Below are 24,324 nucleotides of genomic sequence, written 5' to 3' on the forward strand. Positions count from 1 at the left end.
ACAACCACGTCCGTCCTTCGTGCCCCCTCAACGCTTGGGCTGAAGCATGGTGTGGGTACAGTTATTCGCACCACACAAACACGCCCAAATCTTCTTCAACCGTGCCGTATGGCGCTCAGCCAACACAATCCCATAGTTATACGTCAGTTCTTCCCCAGAGCAGATATCGCGGATCGCCTCAATAAAGATCCTATCTTTACGTCGGTTCCCACCCATATCCTCCTCAAGCACCGCCTCGCAATTTGGGGAACAACTGTGATTGATCCAACGCGAGATGTTACCGGCCTCATTAGCATCAATCACATAATCGTCGTTCAATGTAAACAGGAAGGTATGACCACTCTCAATATCACCATGACTATCAGCGTCAACTGCAGCATGCGTACGAATGCGCCCCTTGTATTCAATAATGCGCTCCCCTTGACGGATCGGTACCACAGCAAACACACCGTTGCCATGGATACGAGACTTACGCGCGACGATGTTGCGGGGCATCAATACCTCCCTTTAGAAAATGTCTGCATTGTGGCTTGAGCATATCGGCAGGCCAACCCTAGTACCCAGGGCACATCGATACAACACACACACAGAAAGTCGGTTGGCCCGTGCGCCCGAAAAGCGTACAATTTTTGTCCGCTTTAAACCTAATCCGCCATCTCATGCTGCGCGTTACCAAACTGACCGACTACGCAAGCGTCGTACTGACCGTACTAGCCGCACACCCGGGTGCGGTGCTCAGTGCCAACGAGCTGGCCGAGCACGCTGGTCTGGAACCGCCAACCGTAAGCAAAATTCTCAAACCTCTGTCGCAAGCGGGCCTTGTCGAAGGACTACGCGGCGCGTACGGCGGCTATCGGCTGGCACGCAGCGCCGGGGACATCACCCTCATCGAGATTGTTGAAGCCATCGAAGGGCCATTGGCCATTACCGAATGCAGCCAAGACCACAGCCAATGCAGTATCGCCCACCAGTGTGGCATCCGCTCAAACTGGCAACTGATCAACAACGTGATAGCCAACGCATTACGCAGTATCACCCTGGCGCAAATGCTTGTTCCTCTATCCCCCTTTCCTACTCACGGCCAGCCGCGCACCATCGCCGCCAGCATCACGACCACCTGACACAGTAAACGACAGATCCATGGCTACTGACATCGCCCCTCCGCAAAATGCCGAGATTCTCGAACGCCTGGGCCAGCGCTACGCAGCCGGCTTCGTGACCGAGATCGAATCCGACTCGCTGCCGCCAGGCCTCAACGAAGACATTATCCGCGCCCTATCGGCCAAGAAACACGAACCAGACTGGATGACCGAATGGCGCCTAGCCGCCTACCGTCACTGGCTGAAAATGCCGATGCCAGAATGGGCCAAGCTACACATTGCAGCCATCGATTTTCAAACACTCAGCTACTACTCCGCTCCCAAAGGCCCAAAGTACGCCTCCTTTGACGAAGTTCCCCAGGAACTGTTGGATACCTACGACAAACTCGGCGTGCCACTGCACGAGCGCGCCAGACTGGCCGGCGTCGCCGTGGATGCAGTATTCGATTCGGTCTCGGTCGGCACTACCTTCCGCAAAGAATTAGCCGAAAAAGGCATCATTTTCTGCTCAATCTCCGAGGCCATCCAAGAACACCCGGATCTGATACGCCAATATCTTGGCAGCGTCGTACCCGTTCGCGACAACTACTTCGCTGCACTAAACTCGGCCGTTTTCTCCGACGGCAGCTTCGTTTTTATCCCCAAGGGCGTCCGCTGCCCGATGGAATTAAGCACCTACTTCCGCATCAATGCTGGCCACACCGGACAGTTCGAACGCACCCTGATCGTGTGCGAAGAACACGCCTACGTCTCTTATCTGGAAGGCTGCACTGCCCCAATACGTGACGAAAATCAACTTCATGCTGCCGTCGTCGAACTGGTCGCCCAGGAAAATGCAGAGATTAAATACTCCACCGTGCAGAACTGGTACCCCGGCGACGAAACAGGCCGTGGCGGCATTTACAATTTCGTCACCAAACGCGCCGAGTGCCGCGGTGCACGCAGCAAAGTCACCTGGATCCAAGTTGAAACTGGCTCAGCGATCACCTGGAAGTACCCATCCTGCGTATTGCTCGGCAACGATTCAACCGGTGAATTCCACTCGGTTGCACTGACCCGCCACCATCAGCAAGCCGACACCGGCACCAAGATGATCCACATTGGCAAACGCACCAAAAGCAAGATCGTCAGCAAAGGGATCAGCGCTGGACACGGACAAAATACCTATCGCGGTCTCGTCAAAATCGACCGCAATGCCGAGGGTGCACGCAACCACACCCAATGCGATTCACTCCTCATCGGCAAACAATGCGGCGCCCACACCTTCCCCTACATCGAAGTCAAGCACCCGGATGCCACCGTCGAACACGAAGCCACCACATCTAAGATCAGCGACGACCAACTCTTCTACTGCCGCGCACGCGGCATTGCCGAAGAGGATGCCGTATCGATGATCGTCGACGGCTTCTGCAAACAAGTGTTCCGCGAGCTACCAATGGAATTCGCCGTCGAAGCCAAAAAACTACTCGACATCTCATTGGAAGGTGCTGTGGGCTGAATCGACACCAGTGATGGGCATGTATGGGCCTCGAACGCCCAGAGAATGCCTCCACTCAAACAATGGACCCCAAGCCGCCCCAAAAGACTCATCGGCGGACACAAGCCCCACCCTATAGAAACAATGACTATGCTGAAGATCGACACTCTCCATGCCTCCGTCGCCGGCAAGGAAATCCTGAAGGGCCTTTCGCTGGACATCGCACCTGGCCAAGTCCACGCCATCATGGGCCCCAACGGCGCCGGAAAATCCACCCTGGGCAACATCCTCGCTGGCCGCGACGGCTACGACGTCACCGCCGGTCACGTCACCTTCGACAATCGCGCCCTGCTCACCCTCGAACCAGAAGAACGCGCCGCTGCTGGTCTGTTCCTGGCATTTCAATACCCAGTAGAAATTCCTGGAGTGAACAACACCTATTTCCTGCGCTCCGCACTCAACGCACAACGTAAAGCACGCGGCGAAGAAGAACTGGACTCAATACAGTTTCTCAAACGTGTCCGAGAAAAACTGGCTGTATTGCACCTGAAAGACGAACTGTTGCACCGGGGCCTCAACGAAGGGTTTTCCGGCGGCGAGAAAAAACGCAATGAAATCTTCCAACTCGCCGTACTCGAACCCAAACTGGCCATCCTGGATGAGACCGACTCGGGCCTAGACATCGACGCACTGAAAACCGTCGCCGATGGCGTCAACGCGCTGCGCTCTCCGGAACGCTCATTCCTAGTGATCACGCACTACCAACGCCTGCTCGACTACATCAAGCCGGACGTGGTGCATGTGCTTGCCGAAGGACGCATCGTACAAACCGGCGGCCCTGAACTGGCACTGGAGTTAGAGCGGCATGGCTACACCTGGTTAAAAGATCGCGTCATGCCAACCAGCGCAACACTGCCTCTGGTACCCCATGATCCGCAAACCAACACAGCCACACCGACGGTCCCAGCACCCCGGGAAGGTGTTCGATGAGCACCCTGCTGGACTCACTGGCTTCCGCCTTCCACAACGACAGCCACAGCACCCGCCGTCAAGCACTCGACGACGCACGTCGCGACGGTCTGCCCGACCTACACAGCGAAACTTGGAAATACACATCACTACTTGCACTGGAGCGCCGCCACTTTGCCCCAGCACCCGCTACCGCAGCAGCGATTGACACCACATGGCTAAACACCATCCCGACACCACGGCTGGTCTTCGTCAACGGCCGCCATAGTCCCATCCTGTCCAATCTATCCGGCCTGCCACAGGGAATCACGATACAACCGCTGTCAGTCACCCTGGCTGATGAGGACGCGAGACTGCGCTTCATTGGCGGCCGGTTCAAACACAGGGATGAGACATTTGCCCGGCTCAACACAGCACTCGCCGACGAAGGCATGCTCCTGCGTGTCGATCAAGACATCACCGTCAACACACCCGTACACCTGATCTGCATCACTCCCGCCGGCGAAACTAACTACGCTTGGCACCTGCGCCATCAGATCGAACTGCACCGTGGTGCTTCCCTGCAACTCGTCGAACACCAACTGCATACCGGCCATGCTGCCCATCTCGGCAACGTACTCACCCGCGTGCATCTCGCACCGGGTGCATACCTGGAACATGCCCGTATGCAAAACGACGCCCCCGGCACGACCTCACTCCTGCGGACCGACGCCGTACTGGCACACGAGGCCAAATATCGCCGCGTAGACATGGAACTCGGAGCAAGCCTGTCACGCCATGAACTCAACGTACGCCTGGAAGGCGAGAACGCCCGCCTGATCGCCAACGGCATCCTGTTAGGTAACCTCACACGCCATCTGGATACACGTCTGCACATCGAGCACATCGCCCGCCATACTGCATGCGAACTCCTATGGCGCGGCATCGGCACCGACCGCAGCCGTGTGGTATTTCATGGCGGCATCCACATCCATGAAGGTGCTGACGGCGCCGATGCCCGTCTGTCAAACAAGAACCTACTGCTATCGGCCAACGCAGAAATCGATACACAACCCGTCTTGGTGATCAACGCAGACGAAGTTCAGGCCGCACACGGCGCCACCGTCGGCCAACTCGACCAACAGGCCCTGTTCTACCTACGCACCCGCGGTATTCCTCAAGCCACAGCTCAACAGCTGCTCAGCACAGCGTTCTGCCACGAACCACTCACCATGTTGGACAGCACCCTGGCCAACATGCTGCTGACACCACTGAATCACGCACTGGACACGACATGGATGGCATGAACACTTCGACAGTGACTACTTCTCCCCCAGATTGGGGACGCCTGCGTGCTGACTTCCCCCTGCTGCAACGCCAAGTGCACGGGAAGCCGCTGATCTATTTCGACAATGCAAATACCGCACAAAAACCCCAGGCAGTGATCACAGCAACCGATACGTTCTATCGGCTCCACAACGCCAACGTCAGCCGCGCCGTACACGCACTAGGCACCGAAGCCACCGAAGCCTACGAAGCCGCGCGTGCAGCATTGGCACAACTGCTGAACACACCCACTCACGAACTGGTGCTATGCAGCGGTACCACCTTCGCCATCAATCTAGTGGCCTATTCGTGGGCGCTGCCGCGATTACGCGCTGGCGACGTGATCCTGATCTCACGGATGGAACACCATGCCAACATCGTCCCCTGGCAATTGATCGCCGAACGTACCGGTGCACGCATCCGGGTGGCTGACATCCTGCCCAACGGCACCTTGGATCTAGATGCACTGCCTACCCTGATGACACCAGACGTCAAACTGCTCGCCATCACACACGTTTCCAACGTACTCGGCACGGTCAACCCCGTGCACGACATCTGCCGCAAGGCACGTCAACGCGGCATTGTCACCGTGGTCGACGGCTCCCAGGCAGTGCCACACCGGCACGTCGACATCCCGGCCATTGGCTGCGACTTCTACGCGATTACCGGTCACAAGCTGTATGGTCCCACCGGGACCGGAGCGCTATGGGCACGCCGCGAGCACCTGCAAGCCATGCCACCATTTCTAGGCGGTGGAGAGATGATTAAAGAAGTCAGTTTTGACGGCACCCTTTTTAACACCCCTCCGCATAAATTTGAGGCGGGCACCCCCAACATCGCCGGCTTCATCGGCCTAAGCGCGGCAGTAGATTACCTACGTAGTATCGGGCTCGATCAAATCGAGACACACGAAACAGAACTGCTGGCACATCTCAACGAGGAACTACAGAACATCGACGGTCTGCGCCTCTTCGGCACCGCCCCAAACAAAGCCGCCGTGGTGTCTTTCATGATCGAAGGCACACATGCACACGATCTGGCCACCCTGCTTGACCTCGAAGGCGTGGCCGTACGCTCAGGGCAACACTGCGCACACCCGCTATTAAAGTACTACGGTGTGACCGCAACCTGCCGCGCCTCACTGGCGTTCTACAACACCCACGAAGAAATCGAACGCTTCATCGCCGCCCTGCTCAAGGTGCGTAAGCGACTGGGCTGAACCCGCACTCCAGTGAAAAACACGTACACCTGCTGCGTCATGCCAACACGGGGAAAAGACACGTGGGCACCGCCTCATGGCACCACCGCAATCACACTGCAGCTCTGCCAAGAACCACCCCCCCATTGAACACAACACTGATGCGTATCCCCATGATCAGCCCCAGCAGATACATCGATCACGGTCTATCAGCACCGCAATCACTTCCATATTGGCAGCCGCACATCCAACCCTTACGCTTCACAAGCACTTCAACATGACACGGCACTGCAACCCTTATATGAATGCCGTGGAAAAATCTATTGGAAACCACACATGAGCGAAACTTGGACTTTCGTATGCCCTAGCGCCGAACTGCTGCCCGGCGAGATGAAAACCGTCTGTGACGACATCACCGGCACCCCTATCGTCGTGTTCAACCTTGATGGCGAACTCTACGCACTGGGAGACCGCTGCAGCCACGAAGATTACCCCCTGTCGTCTGGCTACTTTGACCCAACCACCGGCAGCATTGAGTGCCCACTGCACAGCGCGTGCTTCGACGTGCGGAACGGCCACCCACTGTGCGCTCCAGCCTACACCCCAGTACTTCAGTTCCCAGTCAAACACGAACAGGCCACTATCTGGACCCGCGACAACCGCTGATCCGGGATACACCGCTCTCCTTCGATCACACGGTCTGATAGAGATTACGCACAGCACACTCAAGCTCAGTCACCCGCTACTGAAAAAGCATCATGCGCAGCAAATCGCACCCAAACAGGCCTCCCAACGTCTCCACAGTCCGAAAACAAAGCACTCCTGCCCATTAAGACCAACACCATCCGTGCTGAAACGGCGCTGGCCATATTGTGGACAACCACATCCAGCCACCGCACAGACACACCGGTCAAGCGCACCGCCGGGCCAAAACATATACACCCACCCAGTGACTCAGCAAGCCTGCCCATCCCGGTGCAGCGTTCCTCAACACTCATGTACAACGGCATATCAGACTCGGCATGCAGCGACAATTGCACCCCGCACCCGAACGCAACGGCTGCCCCGTGGTGTCGCAGAGACCGTCCTAGGATGACAGGAAGATCGTGGATTAAAGACAGGATCAAGGTGCTAAAGCAGAGCTTGTCGGCGGGTCAACGTGCAACAGATCAATATGCAGCGACAGCAACATACAACAGCGATGTATCCCGCCTGGGCATGTCATCACTGCATTTCTGGACGTTCTCCAGCTTCAAGTATGTTGGTCAGCATCAATCAACGAGCAAACACACACCCCAAAACACAACGAACCTGCCATCACACTGACAAGGATGGATAAAGAAAGAGACCCACTCAGGATAAACTGCAGTAACGGCTCTTCTTCAACGAACCCGGCACACTCCCAATTACCATTAGCCCCACACACATGGACGTTCTTCTCTATCTGCTTCAGCGACCACCTGATCCTGATCCCTGCCCTGCTAGAAAAATGCTGGCTGCGTCCCCCACTCCACATTCCGTGCCGTCTCTTCGATGACACCACATCCTTTGAAAATCCTGCATACCGAAGCCGCAACCGGCTTCGGAGGCCAGGAGATTTACATTTATCGTCATATGTTGTCTATGCAGGCATACGGCCACCACATGGCCCTGCTCTGCCAACCCGGCGCCCCTCTATCAGACATGGCGCGTGCCGCTGGGCTGCCGGTCTACCACATCAACATGGATGGCCTTTGGCGCCTGCTCGCCGGCATACGCAGCGTACAGCAACTGCTACAACGCGAGAGATTCGATGTGGTGAATACCACCAGCCACGGCGATACATTGATCGCCGCTGCCGGTGCGCGCCTGGCGCGCACGCGTCTGATTGTCCGCTCCCGGCACCTGATGAGCCCGATCAAATCACAACTCACCTACACACGGCTGCCGCACCGGGTCATCACCGTCAGCCAGCATGTGCGCGATCTGTTGGTCAAACAAGGTATCCAAGACACACGCATCGGTGTCGTCCCACCGATCGCCGCGCCTGCGCCGTGGATCGATCATGATCCGGAACAATCTTGGCAACGCCTGCAACAGATCCGGCGTGAGGTGCGTGCAGCACTTGGATTCAATGACGACGACATCGTTGTAGGCTGCGTAGCAGTATTGCGCGAAGCCAAAGGACACCGTGAATTGCTGGAAGCCATCGCACCGTTATGCCACGCCAACCCACGCCTGCATCTGGTGATCGCCGGAGACGGTGAGCCAGTGATGCAACATGTGCTGACACGCCGCAAGGCGCTGGCACTCGAAGCGCAAATCCATTTACTGGGTTATCGGTACGACGCAACGCGGCTGATGAGCGGTTTTGACGTGTTCGCACTGGCCACTCAAAAAGAAGCCGCAGGCACCGTGTTTCTGGAAGCTGCCCAAGCCGGGGTCCCCATCATCGCCACGCGCGTTGGCGGAGTACCAGAGATGCTCCAGGAAGGCAGCAATGCCATCCTGGTGACACCCGGCAACCAAACAGCACTGACAAAGGCGCTGCACACCCTGCTCACCGACAATCAACAGCGCCAATGTATGGGCCGCGCCGGCTGGGAATGGATCCGCAACAATCCTGTGTTCAGCACCCAAGGACACGCAAAAACCACCGAATACTACTATCTGCAGTGGTTGCGGGAGCTTGGCAGATGAGGTGTGCGACATCTGTCCCTGTCCTGATGCACCATCACGTTTCACCAGCAACAGGCATGATCACCGTCTCGCCGGAACATTTTGAGAGTCAGATTGCATGGCTGGCTCGTGACGGCTGGACTTCACTCACACTGGAGCAATACGCAGGCTTTCTCGCCGGTCAACCAGTCCCACGTAAATCGATCGTGATGACCTTCGACGACGGCTATTTGGACAACTGGGTCTACGCGCATCCGATCTTACAGAAATACAACATGCACGCCGTGGTTTTCATTGTCAGTAGCTGGATAAGCGATGGCCCGCCGCGTCCTCATGCTGGGCAATCCGGCGCGATACTACCAACGACGCCAGACCACCATGCTTGCGAGACGGCCATCCTGCACGAGGGCCGCGCCGACGCAGTGATGCTGCGCTGGAGCGAGGTGCAAGCGATGCTCGCCGCAGGCACCTTCGAGGTGCATTGCCATACTCACACGCATACGCGCTGGCTGACACTCACCCTCACGCGCGAACAACGCCGCGAAGGTCTCGACCAGGACCTCAGCACCGCACGCGCGGTACTGCAACAGCGCTTGGGCAGGGTCTCGGACACACTGTGCTGGCCATATGGCGATTTCGATGCAGACCACATCGAAATCGCACGTGCACATGGCTTTCGCTATCTGCACACCACACACCCATTCGGACGCAACGTCGTAGGTGGTAATCCAGAACACATCTACCGCTTCGCGATCCGCAACCGCCCGGCACAGTGGCTACGCAAACGCATCACGCTAAGCTACCACCCGCTCATTGCACCGTTGTTCAATCGCTTCAAAAGCCATCAAAAAGGCATGCAACCGGGCCCATGAGAAACAGTACTCCAGCCATGATCGACAAAGTACGGCTGAAGACAGCACGTGCTTCAGGCGACAACACATTCAACAAGAAATAAAACGCGGCGGCCTCGCCTGCTACAACAAACACAGCAATCACGCCGCGTCGCGCACCACCCCAGCAAGCCTGTCAAGCGTCTGCTGCATCAGTACTGCATCATCGGCTTCGACAGTGATGCGCACCACCGGCTCGGTACCGGAGGGACGCATCAACACACGTCCCCGGCCCTGCACCGCAGCTTGTGCTTCAATCAATGCTTGACGTACTTCCGGCATCTCGACCGCGGCCCTGGCTGGACCAGCCCAACACACGTTGACCGTCTTCTGCGGCACCTTATGCAACCCTAGCAGTGCCTGATTCAGAGTCAGCCCCTCATGACGCAGGACTTCCAACACCTGCAGTGCACTGACGATGCCATCACCCGTGGTCGCGCGATCCAGGCATAACAAGTGACCGGATGCTTCACCCCCTAGCACGCCCCCGCTCTCAACCAATGTCTGATGCACATAACGGTCACCCACCTTAGCGCGCATAAAAGGGATGCCCAGTGTCCCCAACGCCTGCTCCAAACCATAGTTGCTCATCAACGTACCGACCACGGTGCCCTTCAAACGACCACTCGCCCGCCAAGCGCGCGCCAGCACGTACAACAGGTCGTCACCGTCCACAGGCGTCCCCTGGGTATCCGTCATCAGCACGCGGTCACCGTCACCATCGAAAGCAATGCCCAGATCAGCCCCTGTGTCACGCACTGTGGCAGCGAGAGTATCGAGATGGGTAGAGCCAACACCGGCATTGATGTTCAAACCATCCGGATTGGCACCGATCGCCACCACATCCGCACCCAGTTCGCGAAACAGCATCGGTGCGATGTGGTAAGTCGCACCGTGCGCACAATCCAGCACCAACTTCAACCCACGCAGCGTGAAACCACGCGGCACACTTGCCTTGCTGAATTCGATGTAGCGGCCGATGGCATCACGGGTACGCTTGACCTTTCCTAAGCATTCAGAATCAACTGTCAGGAATGGGGCGTCGATCGCGGCCTCGATCGCAGCCTCGGTCGCATCATCAAGCTTTTCACCACTGGCAGAAAAGAACTTGATGCCATTGTCGTAATGCGGATTGTGGGACGCACTGATGACCACACCAGCGTCAGCACGCAGCGTATTAGTCAGGAAGGCAATCGCAGGTGTCGGCATCGGGCCGATCAGCTGCACATCGGCACCAGCGGCGACCAAACCCGCCTCAAGCGCGGATTCAAACATATAACCAGAGATACGCGTGTCCTTGCCAATCAACACCATTGGACGAGTATCACGGCCCTGAGCAAGCACTCGGCCAAGCGCATTCCCCAGACGCAATACAAAATCGGCTGAAATCAGCCCGTGCCCCACCCGACCGCGGATGCCATCGGTGCCAAAATACCTAAGCACTCTCACAGCACCCTCACGTCCTTCGAGGTGCGATCCGGCCTGGGGCGGGACATCAATAACGCCGTGAGATCAACCAAGCGGTCGCGTAATTCACGACGATCACAAATCTGGTCGATAGTTCCATGCGCAAGCAGAAATTCTGAGCGCTGGAAGCCTTCAGGCAACTTTTCACGTACCGTCTGTTCGATCACACGAGGACCGGCAAAGCCAATCAATGCATGCGGCTCGGCAATGTTAATGTCGCCCAGCATGGCGAATGAAGCCGACACTCCTCCAGTCGTCGGATGCGTCAGCACCGAAATGTAAGGCAACCTGGCTTCGCGCAAGCGACCTAACACGGCGGACGTTTTAGCCATCTGCATCAGCGAAAAAAGGCCCTCTTGCATGCGCGCACCGCCACTGGCGGAAAAGCATACAAACGGACACACGTGCTCGATCGCCACCTCCACAGCACGGGCAAAACGCTCGCCCACTACCGATCCCATCGATCCTCCCATGAAAGCAAAATCGAATGCGGCAGCCACTAACGGGTTCCCCTTGAGCAGACCACGCATCGCGATCAAGGCATCATATTCGCCACTGCTCTTCTGAGTCGCCTTGATGCGCTCTGCATACTTTTTCTGATCTTTAAACTTAAGCACATCAGTCGGGCCCAGGCGCGCGCCAATCTCGGTTGTCGAACATGGGTCAAACAAGGCGGATAGGCGCACACGGGCACGGATCGGCATGTGATGGCCACACTTCGGGCATACCTGAAGATATCCTTCCAACTCTGGACGATACAACGCAATGCCACAGCCGCTGCATTTTTCCCAAAGCCCTTCGGGAACGCCGCGCTTTTTGTTCGCAGTATTTTCGGTACGAATGCCAGAAGGCATCAATTTGCTGAGCCAACTCATACGTGCAGGACAATCCATTCATGGCGGCCACCAGGCCGCAGAAGGGTCACAGTCTAGCTCACCCCCCAGCACGGTGCAGCACGCCTCAGACGTTTGTTGATCTATCAAACAGCATCGAGTGAGTTTCACTTAAAGCTGTAAGCTCCTCCACACGTTCGAACACGATACTCACATGCGCGTCAAGGCCTATGACTGAACCCACCATGATGATACGCGAGCACCGGATCAATCCCTCCCCACGCTACATACGACACGGTGAATCTGGCCGCAAAAAATATTGAAAATGACCGGGATAAAAATAGGACAACGGGACAGAAAAAACATATACGTCATCGTTGTTGAATAGCGTTTTTCTTGAAAATAAATGCTCAAGAAATGGTGAAACCATTTCAGTACCAGAAATAGCCCATCAGATACTTGAAAATCAACCCGCACACGCTGGGGTATAGCTTCCAGATATCCGAACTCATATCGGCAAGCAATGGATTCATCAGCAAACCATCCAAAGATGGCAGCCATGACATCAATCAATACAAAACCGACTCTGTTGTTTCATTGCACATTGCAGTGCTCATGAAATTTAAAATCGATTCCAGCATTGCGCGGCATGCAACCCTGATGTTGCCGTTGAGAAACGAGCAAGCATCATCCCTATCGAGGGCATCACGGTGTACCTCATGCACTTGATGGCGCATCACGCTACGCCAAAACACCATCGTGGAGAAACCACAGAAATGCGCCATGCATTGCTTTTTTTCGGCCATCCATGCCCCACGTGGATGATTTCGAGAATAGTCACTCAGCCGAATCTGTATCGGGCACCCTGCTTTACCCAATGTTCTGGCATGAGCTCATTCAGCCGATCACTACGTTGCTTAACCCGGGCCATCCACTGAAAGAATCAAGCAAGACTGACTCTAAGGTGCCGATCGATCATCCATCCATGACACCGTACGCCTGATGAGACTTCAGTGGGAACACATGGAAATCCTACTTTGCGATAGCAGCGATCTTGTCATAGCAAGCACATGCGAGCAGCGGGTGTCCATCAAAACAATGCCGTATGACTACTGCGTCAGTATCTCTCGACGTCGCCAAGGCGGATCCACACACTACCGAAAAAAGCATTACGAGGCATCAGGCAAAACCGCAATAGTCTTAGCACCAAGCGTCAAATCGCAATTCGCTTAAAACCCGCGAGAATCATCTTCACTCATCGCTTGGATGCAATACAACAAGTGACCATGCTGTTAGTGTGCGATTACAACGGCACCCGGTGCTCAAACCAAGAATGTAATCAAGCCATGCTGCGCACCGCTCAAAGCAATACGCGCGACTACCACAGGACAAACAGAAAAAGATCACCCGCAACATCATCGAATGCAATTCACCTGACATCTTCCATCGTTTAATTAAATGCATGAGAGCCTCTCGTCCGACAATCCAAAGTGCATCCTCGAAAAGGATCACAGCACGATAGATCTGCCCGCCTGCCCGTGGCTGTGGCTGTGGCTGTGGCTGTGGCTGTGGCTGTGGCTGTGGCTGTGGCTGTGGCTGTGGCTGTGGCTGTGGCTGTGGCTGTGGCTGTGGCTGTGGCTCTCATGCGCAGAGTACGCAGTGACAGTAGTGAATAGAACACACATCAAACATCGTCCCGCTGGAGTACCGAATGAGCATGGCGCTCGCTCAATGTAAGCATCACCACACGCATACTCAATCGCGCACACCAGCAATCCACGTACCCTGTACATGCACATCGTCATCAATCCACACCAAATCGGCTTGGTAACCAGGCGCAATCCGCCCCAGACGGTCCCCTAACCCGATGCACTGTGCCGGATAGGTCGACGCCATACGCGCCGCCTCAGCCAAATCAACGCCCAACACATGCACTGTGTTGCGCACCGCCGTGGCCATATCCAACGCCGCGCCGGCCAGCGCACCAGCCGCATTACGGACCACACCGTCAATCACGGTGATGGTTTCACCATAGAGATCGTAGTGGACACTGTCGCTACCTACCGGCGGCATCGCATCGGTCACAAGCAGCAACTTACCGCGTGGTTTGGCGGCTAACGCCACACGCAGGTTCGCCGGATGCACGTGCACACCATCAACGATGATCCCGCACCAGGTGTCCGGATCTTCCAGTGCAGCACCCACCACGTTCGGCTCGCGTCCGATCAACGGCGACATTGCGTTGTACAGGTGAGTAAAACCCGTCACACCCGCTGCGATACCGGCCCGCACTTGGTCATAAGTCGCTGCGGTGTGCCCAGCAAAGACGATCGCACCGCGCTCGACAAAAACACGGATCATCTCGACCGGCACCCGCTCAGGTGCCAGGGTGACCAGAGTCACGCCGTTATCCAAAGAAGTACCCATCGCGATCTCGTGCAAATCCGGTACCCGGAACTGAGTCTCGTCATGGGCCCCTTTTCGCATCGGATTGAGATAAGGCCCTTCCAGGTGGATACCGAGGATGCCTGGCACACCCTGGGCAATCGCGGTACGCGTGGCAGCAATGGCCTCGGCCATCACCTCGGCAGTATCACTAATCAATGTGGGCAACAGCCCCGTGGTACCGTAGCGACGGTGCGCACGCGCGATCGCCGCTAAGGCCTGTACATCGCGCGCGCTATTAAATAGCACACCGCCACCGCCATTGACCTGGAGGTCGATAAACCCAGGCAGCAACATGCCTCCCCGCAAGTCCACCCGCTGCGCAACCCTCGTTACACGCGGATCGTCATACGGCACCAGTGCTTGAATGCGCCCCTCAGCCAACAGCACCGCCAGATCGTCACGGAATCCGGTGTCGGTCAGGATGCCACCATTGAGCAACGCAGTTATCTCAGAAGAGACGCTCATCAAACCGTTTCCGTCACCTTGTTCAAATGTGGCGGCAAATCAGGATCGTACCCTCGACATAACGCCAGCACATTAATCGCGCGATAAAAACTCTGGATCAACAATAACGGTGCGCACGCCGGGTGTGCAGCCAACCACACTGGGAGATCGCCATCTGGTGCAGCCAGCCACACCAGTGAACCGCGACTGCGAAATTCATCGGCCAATGCACGCACTCCGGCCTCGGTCCCGTCCGACTGGGCAAACACCAGCACCGGGAACCCTGAACCAACCAGCGCCATTGGTCCATGCTTGACCTCCGCCGCGCTGTACGCTTCAGCATGCAGGCCGCAGGTCTCCTTGAACTTGAGTGCCGCTTCCTGAGCAGCCGCAAAGCCAAAGCCGCGACCCAGCACGAACAGATTGCGAGCATCGACGAGGCCGTCGATTAACGGTGACCAATCACACTCCCAGGCACCATGCAGCGCGTCAGACAAACCATCCAGCGCCGCCAACAACTCTGGTTCGGCCCTCCACAGCGCCACTAACTGCAAAATCGCCGCTAACGAGGCCAGGTAGCTTTTAGTCGCAGCAACACTCTGCTCCGGACCAGCGCAGAGTGGCAACACCGTGTCGGCCAGGGATGCCAAGGGCGAGTCTTCAACATTGACCAAAGCCACCACACGTGCACCCGCCGCCTTGGCCGCCTCAGCATTGCGCAACAGATCCGGACTCTTACCCGACTGCGAAATCACCAGATATAACGCACCACGCAGCTGTAGCGACGCTGCATAGACTGAGCCCACTGACAACGAGGCCGAAGCCGTCACCAACCCCAACTGCGTTTCCAGCAAATACTTGGCGTAAGTGGCCGCATGATCAGAGCTGCCACGAGCACATGTCACCACGAATGGAGGTGGGTCGGTACGCAACTCCCGTACCAGTGCGGCAATTGTTGCCATGTTGCGTCCAAACTGTGTGGCAATCACTTCGGCAGCCTGTGCCGCCTCGCAAAACATCTGTGTTTGTTTTCGTTCAAGCAAAGGCATCGGCAGGATCATGGCACATCCAGAGAAGGGGTCTTGATAAAGGAAGTCTGTCGCACTGCTGCGGTGGAACCGTGCACCACCCACTGCGGCACAAAGCCGCGATTTTGCAACGGCATGCTCTGCGCATCGCAGGTATCGATGTGCAACTGGCCAATCAGCAAGTGTGCGGTGTGGCACGCGATCTCGTCCGCCGCCTGCCTGGCCGTGATCAGCACCGGCCAGGATTGAGATGAGAACGGACGATCCTCGAAACCAGCGATGGAAAGATGCTGCGGCACGTGAATACCAACCGCCTTGGCCGCAGCCAGCATACCGGCAGCGATTTCATCGTTACTGCCAAAGATCGCAGTCAGCTGATCACGCAACACCAACAGCTGACACGCGCCACGAAAATCATCGTCGCAGGTGTCGTCACCTAGCACGACTAAGGGCTTGTCGAGATCGCTACCGTCGTCTTTCAGTGCCACCTCGTCACCCGTGTCACATTCACCACTGCAACGATGCCGAAACCCACCCCACAGGAAACCGATCCACTGGTGACCCAGCTGAATCAGATGTTCGGTGATCTCGTAAGCCGCGTTGCAGTCGACAATATAGACACACGCCGCGTCGCCCGGATCCGCGGTGACACCCATGATACGCACGCACTTGATGCCACAGGCGATCAGCTCTGGGCACTCAAACATCGGCGCAGTCAGTACCAAACCAGCCTGACGCAAACGCTGCACCCACTCAGCCAGTGCGTCCACCAGCATGGGCGCAGTCAAGTCGCAGGGGTGGATCTGCAAGCCGAACTCTGTCTCACGGCACGCTGCGAGCACACCATTATGAATATTGAGGATGTGGTGAGGATTCGGGGTGTCGTACACCAATCCGATGACGAACAAAGTACCACTACACAGGTTGCGTGCAGCTGGGTCCGGCGCGTAGTTCAGGTCGGCAATCATACGCAGTACGCGCGCGTTGCCTGCATCACTGAGGGTTCGTTATTGATCACCCGTGAGACTGTTGGCAACGAGACATCAGCCCTTTTTCCGCAACATCTTTGATGGTCGGTTGGCGCATATGTCATGCCTGAGGCTCTAGACGTCGCACCATGCGGCCATTGAGCACCCGAGCGATCCAGGAATAGAACAAAATGTACAAGTAACAAGGGACCATCAACACAGCGAACACCAGTTGGAAGTCAACGTGCTGTTTCAGATACGCGAAAAGCTGTGGAATGATCGCACCACCAGCAATGCCCATAATCAGCAATGCCGAACCTGTCTCGGTAAAGCGCCCCAATCCCTTGATCGCTAATGGGAAAATCGCCGGCCACATCATCGCGTTGGCGAAGCCCAGCGCAGCAACGAAAGCCACCGATACATACCCATGGGTCAGCGCCGCACCGATCGACAACAGGACACCCAACACCGCCGATAGACTCAGATAGCGTTCCTGTGAGATCACATTCGGAATCACCGCCAAGCCAGTCATATAACCAAGCAACATCGCCCCTAACGTTGCTGAGGTGAACAGTTTGGTATGGTCCAAAGGCAAGCCGAGTGCGTGACCGTAGGTGCCGATGGCATCACCCGCCATCACCTCCACACCAACATAGACGAACATGCATAACACCCCAAGCCACAGGTGCGCAAACTGAAAGATGCTGGTCTTCTGCGTGGCACCACCGGATGGAACACGATTGACCTCAGCCGCCTGCAACTCTGGCAAGGGAGAAAACAACACACCAACTGCAAGCACAGCCAACAAACCCGCCATGATCAGATACGGTGTATGAATCTTGGCAGCGAAGGCAGCGAGCAGCTGTTGCTTCGTCGCCGGGTCGGCAGTGGCAACCTGCATGGACAAATCACCGACACCATGCAGCACGAGGGAACCAATCGCCAACGGTGCCAAGATACCGGCAGCCTTGTTACAAATGCCCATCACCGCGATACGTCGTGCGGCACTCTCTATCGGGCCTAGAATGCTGATGTAAGGATTGACCGCCGTCTGCTGCAACGCTAGCCCGCTACCAATCACAAACAAGCCGGCCAGTGCACCTGCGTAGTCACGTTGCGTGGAACATTCACCAAACCCCGCCGCACCTGCTGCCATCAATAGCAGGCTCAACGCCACCCCCTTTTTCAACCCCGTGAACTTGAGAATCCACGAAGAAGGTAAGGCGAGAAAGAAGTAAGACAGATAGAACACCATCAGCACCAGGAAGGCATCGACCTCATGCAGATCGAAAACAAGATGCACGAAAGTAATCAGCGGTCCATTGATCCAGGTCAGAAAGCCGATAATGAAGAACAGCACGCCGACGATAGCGATCGAAACAGTAGAACTAGAAAACCGGGCTGGCATCATGGGAAAACAGGTTCTGAGGGGGGAACGGGGAAAGCCAACAGTCATCAACGCCGCAGCTCGGCCACAAAGTCACCCGCGAAATGTGCAAGCACTGGCACAGATGACGTTCAGCCGGCAACGCCTCGCCAGCACACCAGCGCCCGGCGCGAATACCCTTACTGAGCTTGCTGACCAGCTGCAGATAAAGCGGAGTAGATGCAGGACTATCCAGCAGCAGTTCGTTCATACGCGGGTCTGCTCTCCACTCGGATGTGCTTTGGACATGCCGACTGCTCCAGCAGGTACAAAGTTGTTATATCCAATATATTACCAATTTAGGAAGACTTACACGTCTACCACCTCTCAATCCGTGATCATCCGCAACGGTAAGGCGAACAACCATCGGCAACGCTGTACAGTGACGCGCTCATACTCAACCAAGTGCGATGACACGGGGCAAATCATGCAAACAGTAACACTCACCCCCAACACGGGTATGCAGGCCATTATGAGTCACACTCAAGAAACACCCTGACTCACGATCAAATAGGCCCAGTGCGGGGTCTCATTGCTATCGTTGTCATATATTCACGAAAATCAATATCTCGTGTCCGCGCGCTGCGCTCTGCCCTGGGATTGCTAGTGACCTCCATCATTCCAAACACTGCTCGGCATGCATCAAGTATTTCGTCCTTTCTTGCCGCCGATGTCGGTGGTACTCACGTGCGCGTCGGTCTGATCGAATCCAACCTCAAGTATTCCATTCCACCGCACCTGCTGAACGTACGCACATACCGCTGCGCCGAATATCCAAGCCTAGGCGCAATCCTGACCGACTTCCTTGGCGAAAGATCACCAATGCGTGACTGCGTCATCGCCAGTGCCGGTTTTCAACTGAGTGACGGTACGGTCATCACGACCAACCTGCCGTGGCCACTATCACTACACCAGCTACGCGCAGATCTAAATCTGACCGAGGTATATCTGGTCAACGACTTTGAAGCACTGGCCTACGCCACAGAGGATATGGAGGCTGCCCAACTGCTGCATCTGACCGGTCCAACCGAGACGCCGGATGGACCACGTCTGTTGCTCGGTCCGGGCACCGGCCTGGGCGCGGCACTCTGGATCCCGAATGACGGCCGTCCCATCGTCCTACCCACTGAAGCCGGTCAAGCGGCATTGCCAAGCACGACCGAACTTGAGATGCAACTGGTACGACACATGCTCGGCAACCGCGCGCACGTGCCAATCGAACATGCTCTGTCTGGACCCGGGATACTCAATCTGTACCACGCACTGGGCGCGATACAGGACGTCCCCCGTACCTACACTAGCCCAGATGCGATTAGCCGTGCCGCGTCAGCAAGCACCGACATGCTGTCATCACAGACTCTAGAGGTGTTCTGCAACCTGCTCGGCAGCGTGGTCGGTGACCTGGTCATGCTGTACGGTGCACAGGGTGGTGTCTATCTGGCCGGCGGGATCCTGCCGCAGCTATGTGAGCCGCTGCTGCGCAGTCACTTTGTCGAGCGCTTCCTCAATAAAGGCCCGATGCGCGAGGCACTACAGCGAGTTCCGGTGCGACTGATCGAGCATGGTCAACTCGGTATCATCGGTGCTGCACGCTGGTACCTGAGTAAAAAGGCAACCTAAGAAAATAGTGTTCCCAACGCTCATCAAGGTGAACTAAACAGAGAGGCGTCAAGCCGGACCAATACGGCACCCAACGGCGTCAGACGCATCAACAAACCCAACACCACACCCACCATGTTGGCTAACGCATCAGCAGCATCAGCGATGCGATCAATAGTAAACGCCGCCTGAGCGAACTCTATCCCAATGCCCAACAGCACCAGCCCCGCTCCCACAGCCAATACGATGAGGGGCCGCGCAAACAACGCTGCCGCCCACCAAGCCAGGAGAAAATAGCTGAGTAGGTGTTCAACCTTGTCGACTCCAGCAGGTACCTGTGGCAGATCCTGCTGCGGCAACAAGCTGGCAATGATCACGGCCAGGATTGCGGTGATCCACAAGCAAAGCCACAGCATCGGTCGCGAACGCGGTCTCCATAAAACGCTCATAGCCGCCATCTCAGGTCTCCTATCAAGAACGCACGATCGAACTCTACGTCACGGACGAAGCCCATCACCTGAAAGCGCTCTCCCATCTCGGTTGGTAAAGTCAAACGCTTTACTTGGTTACGCAACTGCAGCTTACCAATTTCATCGACACGTGCCTCAGCAGTAGCAAGCAACTGATCCAACCCATTACTGAGCAAAAAGCTGGCCTGGGTACAATAACCAACCAAATCGAAGCCGGCACAAGTGCCGGCTTCAGCCAACGCGGTGAAATCCACCGAAGCAGTTAAATCCTGTAGTCCTGGCCAGCGGTACCAGTCGTCATGGACGTGATGGCGGTAAAACGCCCGCAACGTGCCATCTTCACGCTGCGGGCGGTAATACTCAGTACGTGGATAACCGTAATCCACAAAAAGCAGCACTCCACGCTTGAGTCCACCGGCCACCGCCTGCACCCAATACGGCAGCTGCGGTAACACCTCTGAACAATAACCGTCGGCAAAGCACGCCGACAAATTACGTTCGATGTGGCGCACTGCCTCCGTCAACAACGGATCAGCCGGCTGCTGGCCGCATGCGAAACTTCGCTGTGCATCCAACACCACCGTCTCCTCGTAAACTTCGCCATCCCGCACGGTGAAACGCGACACAGGTAAGGCATCGATCACCTCGTTGGCAAACACCACTCCATGCCACTCATCCGAAAAGGGACCATCCACCCACTCAACTAAGGCAAAAAGGGATGGACTCAATGCGCGTTCCAAGTGTGCCTGCTGCCGCTGCCGCAGCTCAGCACTGGGTTCGAGGATCGCATAGCGCCGCGGCAACATCTTCAGTTCCATCAGACGTTTGAGCAGAATTTCAGCGAATTTGCCGCTCCCCCCTCCAAGTTCGAGCACACACGCCAATGCACCGAGTTGCTGCAACACCGGCACCAGTGCATCCGCTACCGTTGTCGCAAATAGCGGTCCCAATTCCGGGGCAGTGATAAAATCGCCAGCCTCACCAAATTTACTCGCACCGGCACTGTAATAACCCAATCCAGGTGCATACAACGCAAGCTCCATGAAACGAGAGAATGGGATCGCCCCACCATCTTGAATCATCTGGTGGCGTATATAGGCGGCCAGTTGTTCACTGTGCGCGAGCGCTTCAGGAAGGGGCACCAGGAGATCAGCACACATGCATTCATCGAGCTCAGGAAGCAATTAACAACAATAGTCTAAGGAACAAGATCAATCTCTCCAGGTAAAGTCCATATGTCAGATTCATCTAAAGTTGCCCTGATCAGTGGCGACGCACGCCGGATCGACAAAGCTATCGTGCACCACTTGCATGCACATTGTTATCGCGTCTCCGTCCACGCACACCGTTCTGGCGACGAAGTGCATGCATTTCTAACCGAACTAGAATGCACACGTCCATCCAGCACACTCGCCTTGGTCGGGAACCTGCACGAAAACACAGTACCCGAGGCACTCGTCGCACGCTGCGGTGCGTACTTCGGACGGTTAGACGCACTGATCAACAACGCCTCCAATTTCTACCCAACCCCACTGGGCGAAGTCACCCCAGCACAATGGGACAACTTGTTCGCAATCAACGCCAAGGCGCCTTTTTTCGTCGCTCAAGCAGCCACACCACTACTGCGCAAACACAGCGGCGCAATCGTCAATCTGACAGACCTGCATGGCACTCAGCCACTGCCCCAGCATCCAGTCTATACCGCCGCCAAAGGGGCTCTGTAGATGTTGACCCGATCACTAGCACTGGAACTAGCGCCACAGATTCGGGTCAACGCCATCGCACCCGGCGCGATCCTATGGCACCTCAGAAGCAGCTAAGCAAGGATTGCTGGCACGCGCCCCATTAGCGCGCACTGCACCTCGGAAGAGATCGCCGCAGCGGTGCTGTGGCTGCTCGAACACGCCAATTTTGTCACTGGGCATACCCTCCGTCTGGATAGCGGCCGCACGCTGACCTGAACATATCTATTCTATATCGTCACCGGGGGCTTCCAGATCCACCACCGTGAAGCATTCATCAGCGTGCGGATGTATAGCCCACAGCTGCGCCAACGTGGACCCACTCGCAGGATCAACGAAATCCGGCGCAATATCCACTAATGGTTCCAGTTGGTCCTCTCACGATCAAATCACCATATAACACCACAGCCAGCGTAAGGTTACCAAAGCGCGGCACGGCACGATCGCGGCCATAGCGTTCCTCCAACGCACTGCCGGTGTGCAGTAAGTAGGGGAGAACAACACTTCGCCAAAACAGGCACGCAGCTCAGCTTCCGCCTTGCGCAAATAATACCTGGGACGCACATTACTACCTAAACTCAGAAGCACGATGGTCATGCAGTATTCGCGCCTGTAAGCAGCGACAACGTCAATCTCCGTCATGACCACGCTTGCAGGCACTGTCGTCGCTGACCTCCTGCTCGAGGCTAAGTATTCTCTAAAAAGCCACGCCTCTCACCTACCTCATATTTATGTCAACGCATACGCCACAGCTCGGAACACACGCCCCATCTCTAACGGTTTTCGCAACATATGGACCGCCAAGTCCTTCGGAAAATGCTCACGCCGCAAAGACTGCCCGGCATCCTCCAGTACGATAGCCGGACCCATGTAGCCCAACTCCTGCATCGTCGGCAGCAAACAAACCGCCGAGAGTAACAGGATGTCACTGTCGATAATGACCAAATCCGGCTCTGCATGGTGACGCAATAGCTTTAGTGCAGCACCGCCATCGGGAGCTAACTGCGGCTGATAGCCCTGACTGGCCAACGCATTTCCGAGCAACGAAAGACGAGTCGCCTCCCCATCGACTATCAGGATACGCTGACCCTGACCAAGCACTGCAGGCGCATTTTCCTCTGACACATTCGAAGCAGGTGCACGTGCCGGCAAGATCAGATCGAAACGTGTACCTACTCCCAACTCACTGTTCACCTGAATCCAGCCACCGTAACTCTCAGCAATACGCTTGCAAGAAATCAATCCCAAACCGGTACCATCAGACTTGGTAGTGAAGAATGGACTGAACAGACGTGCCCGGGTCTCTTCACTCATGCCAATACCGGTGTCAGCCACGCTCATGCAAATACGGTCACCATCATGGCGCTGTGCAACCAAGGTCAAGCTACCACCGGCTGGCATGGCGTGGATGGCATTCAATGCCAAATTAAGTAAGCACTGCTGTAACTCGGTGTGATTGGCCTCCACGCTGAGATCTTCCTCACACTCTCCCATGCGCAGAGCAATGCAATCAGGCACGCTACTACGCAATAGCAACTGCACTGTCTGGAATAGATCCGCCAACAAAACCCGCTCACGCGGTTTGTTGGAACCTCTGACAAAAGAAAGCATCGATTCGGCCATCTCGTGACCGCGCCGTCCGCACTCGGCAACGATGCTCACCAACTGGCGCAACTGTGGATCATCGGTCCGCCCAGCCAGCAGATCCGGCACAATGAGCAACGGTTGCAAAATATTACGCAGGTCGTGACTGAAACCAGCTGCCAACATCGCCAAGCTCTCCAGCCGCTGCGCACGCATCAGTTCCGATTCTACGTGCTGGCGCTCCAGCTCAGCACGCGACTCACGCACCGCGCGTGTGACCGCACTTGGCAAACGCACCAAATTTTGTTTGATGATGTAATCGTTGGCACCTTCCTGCAACGCCTCGACTGCAATATCCTCACCCATCTTGCTGGAGACGAAGATAAACGGCGTACTGCCCACCTCACGCACCACGCGCAAGGCTTGATACCCAGGTAAACCAGGCATGCTCAAGTCGGAAAGCACAATGTCAGGTCTGAAAAGATGCAGCGCCTCACGCAACGCTGACTCGCTGTCCACACGCTCAAAACTCCCATCCAAACCTGCCTCAAGCAAGTTGTTGAACAGTCGCTTGGCATCCTCCGGCGAATCCTCGATGAGCAGAATCTTCAACGAACCGAGTTTTTCAACCTGTTGCGACATGGATTATTCCCAAGTAGTGTCCGGACGCATGGCCAACAAACACAGGATATATGCCAAATATCTCGACAGCATTTAG

General features: G+C 56.1%; 21 protein-coding genes and 4 pseudogenes. 11 read left to right on the top strand and 14 right to left on the bottom strand.

Features of this window, described 5'->3' with window-relative positions:
- Positions 1–27: 27 nt before the first annotated feature.
- A complete protein-coding gene (locus PLS229_RS08090; RefSeq protein ID WP_038271909.1) occupies positions 28–495 on the bottom strand; it encodes an SET domain-containing protein in 468 nt (155 codons plus the stop codon).
- Between the two features lie 164 nt (positions 496–659).
- Here PLS229_RS08090 and PLS229_RS08095 point away from each other — a divergent pair, with 164 nt between their 5' ends.
- The 8 genes from PLS229_RS08095 (at position 660) to PLS229_RS08130 (ending at position 9,579) form a co-directional block, all read left to right on the top strand.
- Positions 660–1,121 (top strand): SUF system Fe-S cluster assembly regulator, encoded by a 462-nt coding sequence (locus PLS229_RS08095; protein ID WP_038271908.1) that lies wholly within the window; start codon positions 660–662, stop codon positions 1,119–1,121.
- A 19-nt stretch (positions 1,122–1,140) separates the two neighbouring features.
- The gene (gene sufB / locus PLS229_RS08100; protein WP_038271907.1) at positions 1,141–2,598 is read left to right on the top strand and encodes a Fe-S cluster assembly protein SufB; all 1,458 of its coding nucleotides are present in this window, start codon (positions 1,141–1,143) and stop codon (positions 2,596–2,598) included.
- A gap of 129 nt (positions 2,599–2,727) precedes the next feature.
- Positions 2,728–3,567: a Fe-S cluster assembly ATPase SufC gene (sufC, locus tag PLS229_RS08105; RefSeq protein WP_051482354.1), complete on the top strand. Its 840-nt coding sequence runs from the start codon at positions 2,728–2,730 to the stop codon at positions 3,565–3,567.
- Entirely contained in the window at positions 3,564–4,832 is a 1,269-nt protein-coding gene (gene sufD, locus PLS229_RS08110) for a Fe-S cluster assembly protein SufD (protein WP_038271905.1), read from the top strand. Before sufC ends, sufD begins: the two co-directional genes overlap by 4 nt.
- Positions 4,820–6,070 carry a cysteine desulfurase gene (locus tag PLS229_RS08115; RefSeq protein WP_038271903.1) on the top strand — a complete coding sequence of 417 codons (1,251 nt, stop codon included), beginning with the start codon at positions 4,820–4,822 and terminating at the stop codon, positions 6,068–6,070. The genes sufD and PLS229_RS08115 overlap by 13 nt, the downstream gene beginning before the upstream one ends.
- Positions 6,071–6,385: 315 nt before the next feature.
- Positions 6,386–6,715: a non-heme iron oxygenase ferredoxin subunit gene (locus PLS229_RS08120; protein WP_081755464.1), complete on the top strand. Its 330-nt coding sequence runs from the start codon at positions 6,386–6,388 to the stop codon at positions 6,713–6,715.
- Between the two features lie 867 nt (positions 6,716–7,582).
- On the top strand, positions 7,583–8,728 hold the full coding sequence (locus tag PLS229_RS08125; protein ID WP_038271897.1) for a glycosyltransferase family 4 protein: 1,146 nt from the start codon (positions 7,583–7,585) through the stop codon (positions 8,726–8,728).
- Positions 8,725–9,579 carry a polysaccharide deacetylase family protein gene (locus PLS229_RS08130; RefSeq protein WP_038271895.1) on the top strand — a complete coding sequence of 285 codons (855 nt, stop codon included), beginning with the start codon at positions 8,725–8,727 and terminating at the stop codon, positions 9,577–9,579. The genes PLS229_RS08125 and PLS229_RS08130 overlap by 4 nt, the downstream gene beginning before the upstream one ends.
- Positions 9,580–9,699: 120 nt before the next feature.
- Here the strand turns inward: PLS229_RS08130 and glmM are convergent, their stop codons facing one another.
- From glmM to PLS229_RS08150, 4 genes are all read right to left on the bottom strand, one after another.
- Positions 9,700–11,040 (bottom strand): phosphoglucosamine mutase, encoded by a 1,341-nt coding sequence (glmM, locus tag PLS229_RS08135; protein ID WP_425511087.1) that lies wholly within the window; start codon positions 11,038–11,040, stop codon positions 9,700–9,702.
- 2 nt (positions 11,041–11,042) lie between these two features.
- A complete protein-coding gene (accD, locus tag PLS229_RS08140; protein WP_038271891.1) occupies positions 11,043–11,939 on the bottom strand; it encodes an acetyl-CoA carboxylase, carboxyltransferase subunit beta in 897 nt (298 codons plus the stop codon).
- Positions 11,940–12,164: 225 nt separating this feature from the next.
- Complete coding sequence (locus PLS229_RS08145) at positions 12,165–12,458, bottom strand: hypothetical protein (RefSeq protein WP_152536645.1); 294 nt, start codon at positions 12,456–12,458, stop codon at positions 12,165–12,167.
- A gap of 8 nt (positions 12,459–12,466) precedes the next feature.
- On the bottom strand, positions 12,467–12,703 hold the full coding sequence (locus PLS229_RS08150) for a hypothetical protein (protein ID WP_038271889.1): 237 nt from the start codon (positions 12,701–12,703) through the stop codon (positions 12,467–12,469).
- Between the two features lie 652 nt (positions 12,704–13,355).
- Here PLS229_RS08150 and PLS229_RS08155 point away from each other — a divergent pair.
- Complete coding sequence (locus PLS229_RS08155) at positions 13,356–13,634, top strand: hypothetical protein (RefSeq protein WP_162814077.1); 279 nt, start codon at positions 13,356–13,358, stop codon at positions 13,632–13,634.
- A gap of 18 nt (positions 13,635–13,652) precedes the next feature.
- Here PLS229_RS08155 and nagA read toward each other — a convergent pair whose 3' ends face one another.
- The 5 genes and pseudogenes from nagA to PLS229_RS08180 all read right to left on the bottom strand — a co-directional run.
- Positions 13,653–14,810, bottom strand: a complete 1,158-nt coding sequence (gene nagA / locus PLS229_RS08160) for an N-acetylglucosamine-6-phosphate deacetylase (protein ID WP_038271882.1) — start codon at positions 14,808–14,810, stop codon at positions 13,653–13,655.
- Positions 14,810–15,850 (bottom strand): SIS domain-containing protein, encoded by a 1,041-nt coding sequence (locus PLS229_RS08165; RefSeq protein WP_114867167.1) that lies wholly within the window; start codon positions 15,848–15,850, stop codon positions 14,810–14,812. The genes nagA and PLS229_RS08165 overlap by 1 nt, the downstream gene beginning before the upstream one ends.
- Positions 15,847–16,903, bottom strand: a pseudogene (locus PLS229_RS08170) (LacI family DNA-binding transcriptional regulator). Before PLS229_RS08170 ends, PLS229_RS08165 begins: the two are co-directional and overlap by 4 nt.
- Before the next feature lie 3 nt (positions 16,904–16,906).
- Complete coding sequence (gluP, locus tag PLS229_RS08175; RefSeq protein ID WP_038271879.1) at positions 16,907–18,196, bottom strand: glucose/galactose MFS transporter; 1,290 nt, start codon at positions 18,194–18,196, stop codon at positions 16,907–16,909.
- Between the two features lie 64 nt (positions 18,197–18,260).
- A pseudogene (locus tag PLS229_RS08180) lies at positions 18,261–18,422 on the bottom strand (GntR family transcriptional regulator); the annotation flags it as partial.
- 395 nt (positions 18,423–18,817) lie between these two features.
- Here PLS229_RS08180 and PLS229_RS08185 point away from each other — a divergent pair.
- Positions 18,818–19,831: a glucokinase family protein gene (locus PLS229_RS08185; protein WP_425511060.1), complete on the top strand. Its 1,014-nt coding sequence runs from the start codon at positions 18,818–18,820 to the stop codon at positions 19,829–19,831.
- A 23-nt stretch (positions 19,832–19,854) separates the two neighbouring features.
- Here the strand turns inward: PLS229_RS08185 and PLS229_RS08190 are convergent, their stop codons facing one another.
- A complete protein-coding gene (locus PLS229_RS08190; protein WP_038272188.1) occupies positions 19,855–20,268 on the bottom strand; it encodes a VanZ family protein in 414 nt (137 codons plus the stop codon).
- On the bottom strand, positions 20,256–21,440 hold the full coding sequence (locus PLS229_RS08195) for a class I SAM-dependent methyltransferase (protein ID WP_038272190.1): 1,185 nt from the start codon (positions 21,438–21,440) through the stop codon (positions 20,256–20,258). Before PLS229_RS08195 ends, PLS229_RS08190 begins: the two co-directional genes overlap by 13 nt.
- Before the next feature lie 75 nt (positions 21,441–21,515).
- On the opposite strand from PLS229_RS08195, the pseudogene PLS229_RS08200 reads away from it, so the two are divergent.
- Positions 21,516–22,241, top strand: a pseudogene (locus PLS229_RS08200) (pteridine reductase).
- A gap of 6 nt (positions 22,242–22,247) precedes the next feature.
- On the opposite strand, the pseudogene PLS229_RS08205 reads toward PLS229_RS08200, so the two are convergent.
- Both PLS229_RS08205 and PLS229_RS08210 read right to left on the bottom strand, forming a co-directional pair.
- Positions 22,248–22,619, bottom strand: a pseudogene (locus PLS229_RS08205) (2-amino-4-hydroxy-6-hydroxymethyldihydropteridine diphosphokinase).
- A gap of 132 nt (positions 22,620–22,751) precedes the next feature.
- On the bottom strand, positions 22,752–24,248 hold the full coding sequence (locus PLS229_RS08210; protein ID WP_038272192.1) for a sensor histidine kinase: 1,497 nt from the start codon (positions 24,246–24,248) through the stop codon (positions 22,752–22,754).
- Positions 24,249–24,324 lie beyond the last annotated feature (76 nt).

Origin of the sequence: Xylella taiwanensis (assembly GCF_013177435.1) — a bacterium.
GTDB lineage: Bacteria > Pseudomonadota > Gammaproteobacteria > Xanthomonadales > Xanthomonadaceae > Xylella > Xylella taiwanensis.

Bases quoted from the DNA above. Each gene is read 5' to 3' on its own strand.
- PLS229_RS08090 (WP_038271909.1), bottom strand. From the start codon at position 495: ATGCCCCGCAACATCGTCGCGCGTAAGTCTCGTATCCATGGCAACGGT.
- PLS229_RS08095 (WP_038271908.1), top strand. From the start codon at position 660: ATGCTGCGCGTTACCAAACTGACCGACTACGCAAGCGTCGTACTGACC.
- sufB (WP_038271907.1), top strand. From the start codon at position 1,141: ATGGCTACTGACATCGCCCCTCCGCAAAATGCCGAGATTCTCGAACGC.
- sufC (WP_051482354.1), top strand. From the start codon at position 2,728: ATGCTGAAGATCGACACTCTCCATGCCTCCGTCGCCGGCAAGGAAATC.
- sufD (WP_038271905.1), top strand. From the start codon at position 3,564: ATGAGCACCCTGCTGGACTCACTGGCTTCCGCCTTCCACAACGACAGC.
- PLS229_RS08115 (WP_038271903.1), top strand. From the start codon at position 4,820: ATGGATGGCATGAACACTTCGACAGTGACTACTTCTCCCCCAGATTGG.
- PLS229_RS08120 (WP_081755464.1), top strand. From the start codon at position 6,386: ATGAGCGAAACTTGGACTTTCGTATGCCCTAGCGCCGAACTGCTGCCC.
- PLS229_RS08125 (WP_038271897.1), top strand. From the start codon at position 7,583: ATGACACCACATCCTTTGAAAATCCTGCATACCGAAGCCGCAACCGGC.
- PLS229_RS08130 (WP_038271895.1), top strand. From the start codon at position 8,725: ATGAGGTGTGCGACATCTGTCCCTGTCCTGATGCACCATCACGTTTCA.
- accD (WP_038271891.1), bottom strand. From the start codon at position 11,939: ATGAGTTGGCTCAGCAAATTGATGCCTTCTGGCATTCGTACCGAAAAT.
- PLS229_RS08145 (WP_152536645.1), bottom strand. From the start codon at position 12,458: ATGGCTGCCATCTTTGGATGGTTTGCTGATGAATCCATTGCTTGCCGA.
- PLS229_RS08150 (WP_038271889.1), bottom strand. From the start codon at position 12,703: ATGGCCGAAAAAAAGCAATGCATGGCGCATTTCTGTGGTTTCTCCACG.
- PLS229_RS08155 (WP_162814077.1), top strand. From the start codon at position 13,356: ATGCATGAGAGCCTCTCGTCCGACAATCCAAAGTGCATCCTCGAAAAG.
- nagA (WP_038271882.1), bottom strand. From the start codon at position 14,810: ATGAGCGTCTCTTCTGAGATAACTGCGTTGCTCAATGGTGGCATCCTG.
- PLS229_RS08165 (WP_114867167.1), bottom strand. From the start codon at position 15,850: ATGATCCTGCCGATGCCTTTGCTTGAACGAAAACAAACACAGATGTTT.
- gluP (WP_038271879.1), bottom strand. From the start codon at position 18,196: ATGATGCCAGCCCGGTTTTCTAGTTCTACTGTTTCGATCGCTATCGTC.
- PLS229_RS08190 (WP_038272188.1), bottom strand. From the start codon at position 20,268: ATGGCGGCTATGAGCGTTTTATGGAGACCGCGTTCGCGACCGATGCTG.
- PLS229_RS08195 (WP_038272190.1), bottom strand. From the start codon at position 21,440: ATGTGTGCTGATCTCCTGGTGCCCCTTCCTGAAGCGCTCGCGCACAGT.
- PLS229_RS08210 (WP_038272192.1), bottom strand. From the start codon at position 24,248: ATGTCGCAACAGGTTGAAAAACTCGGTTCGTTGAAGATTCTGCTCATC.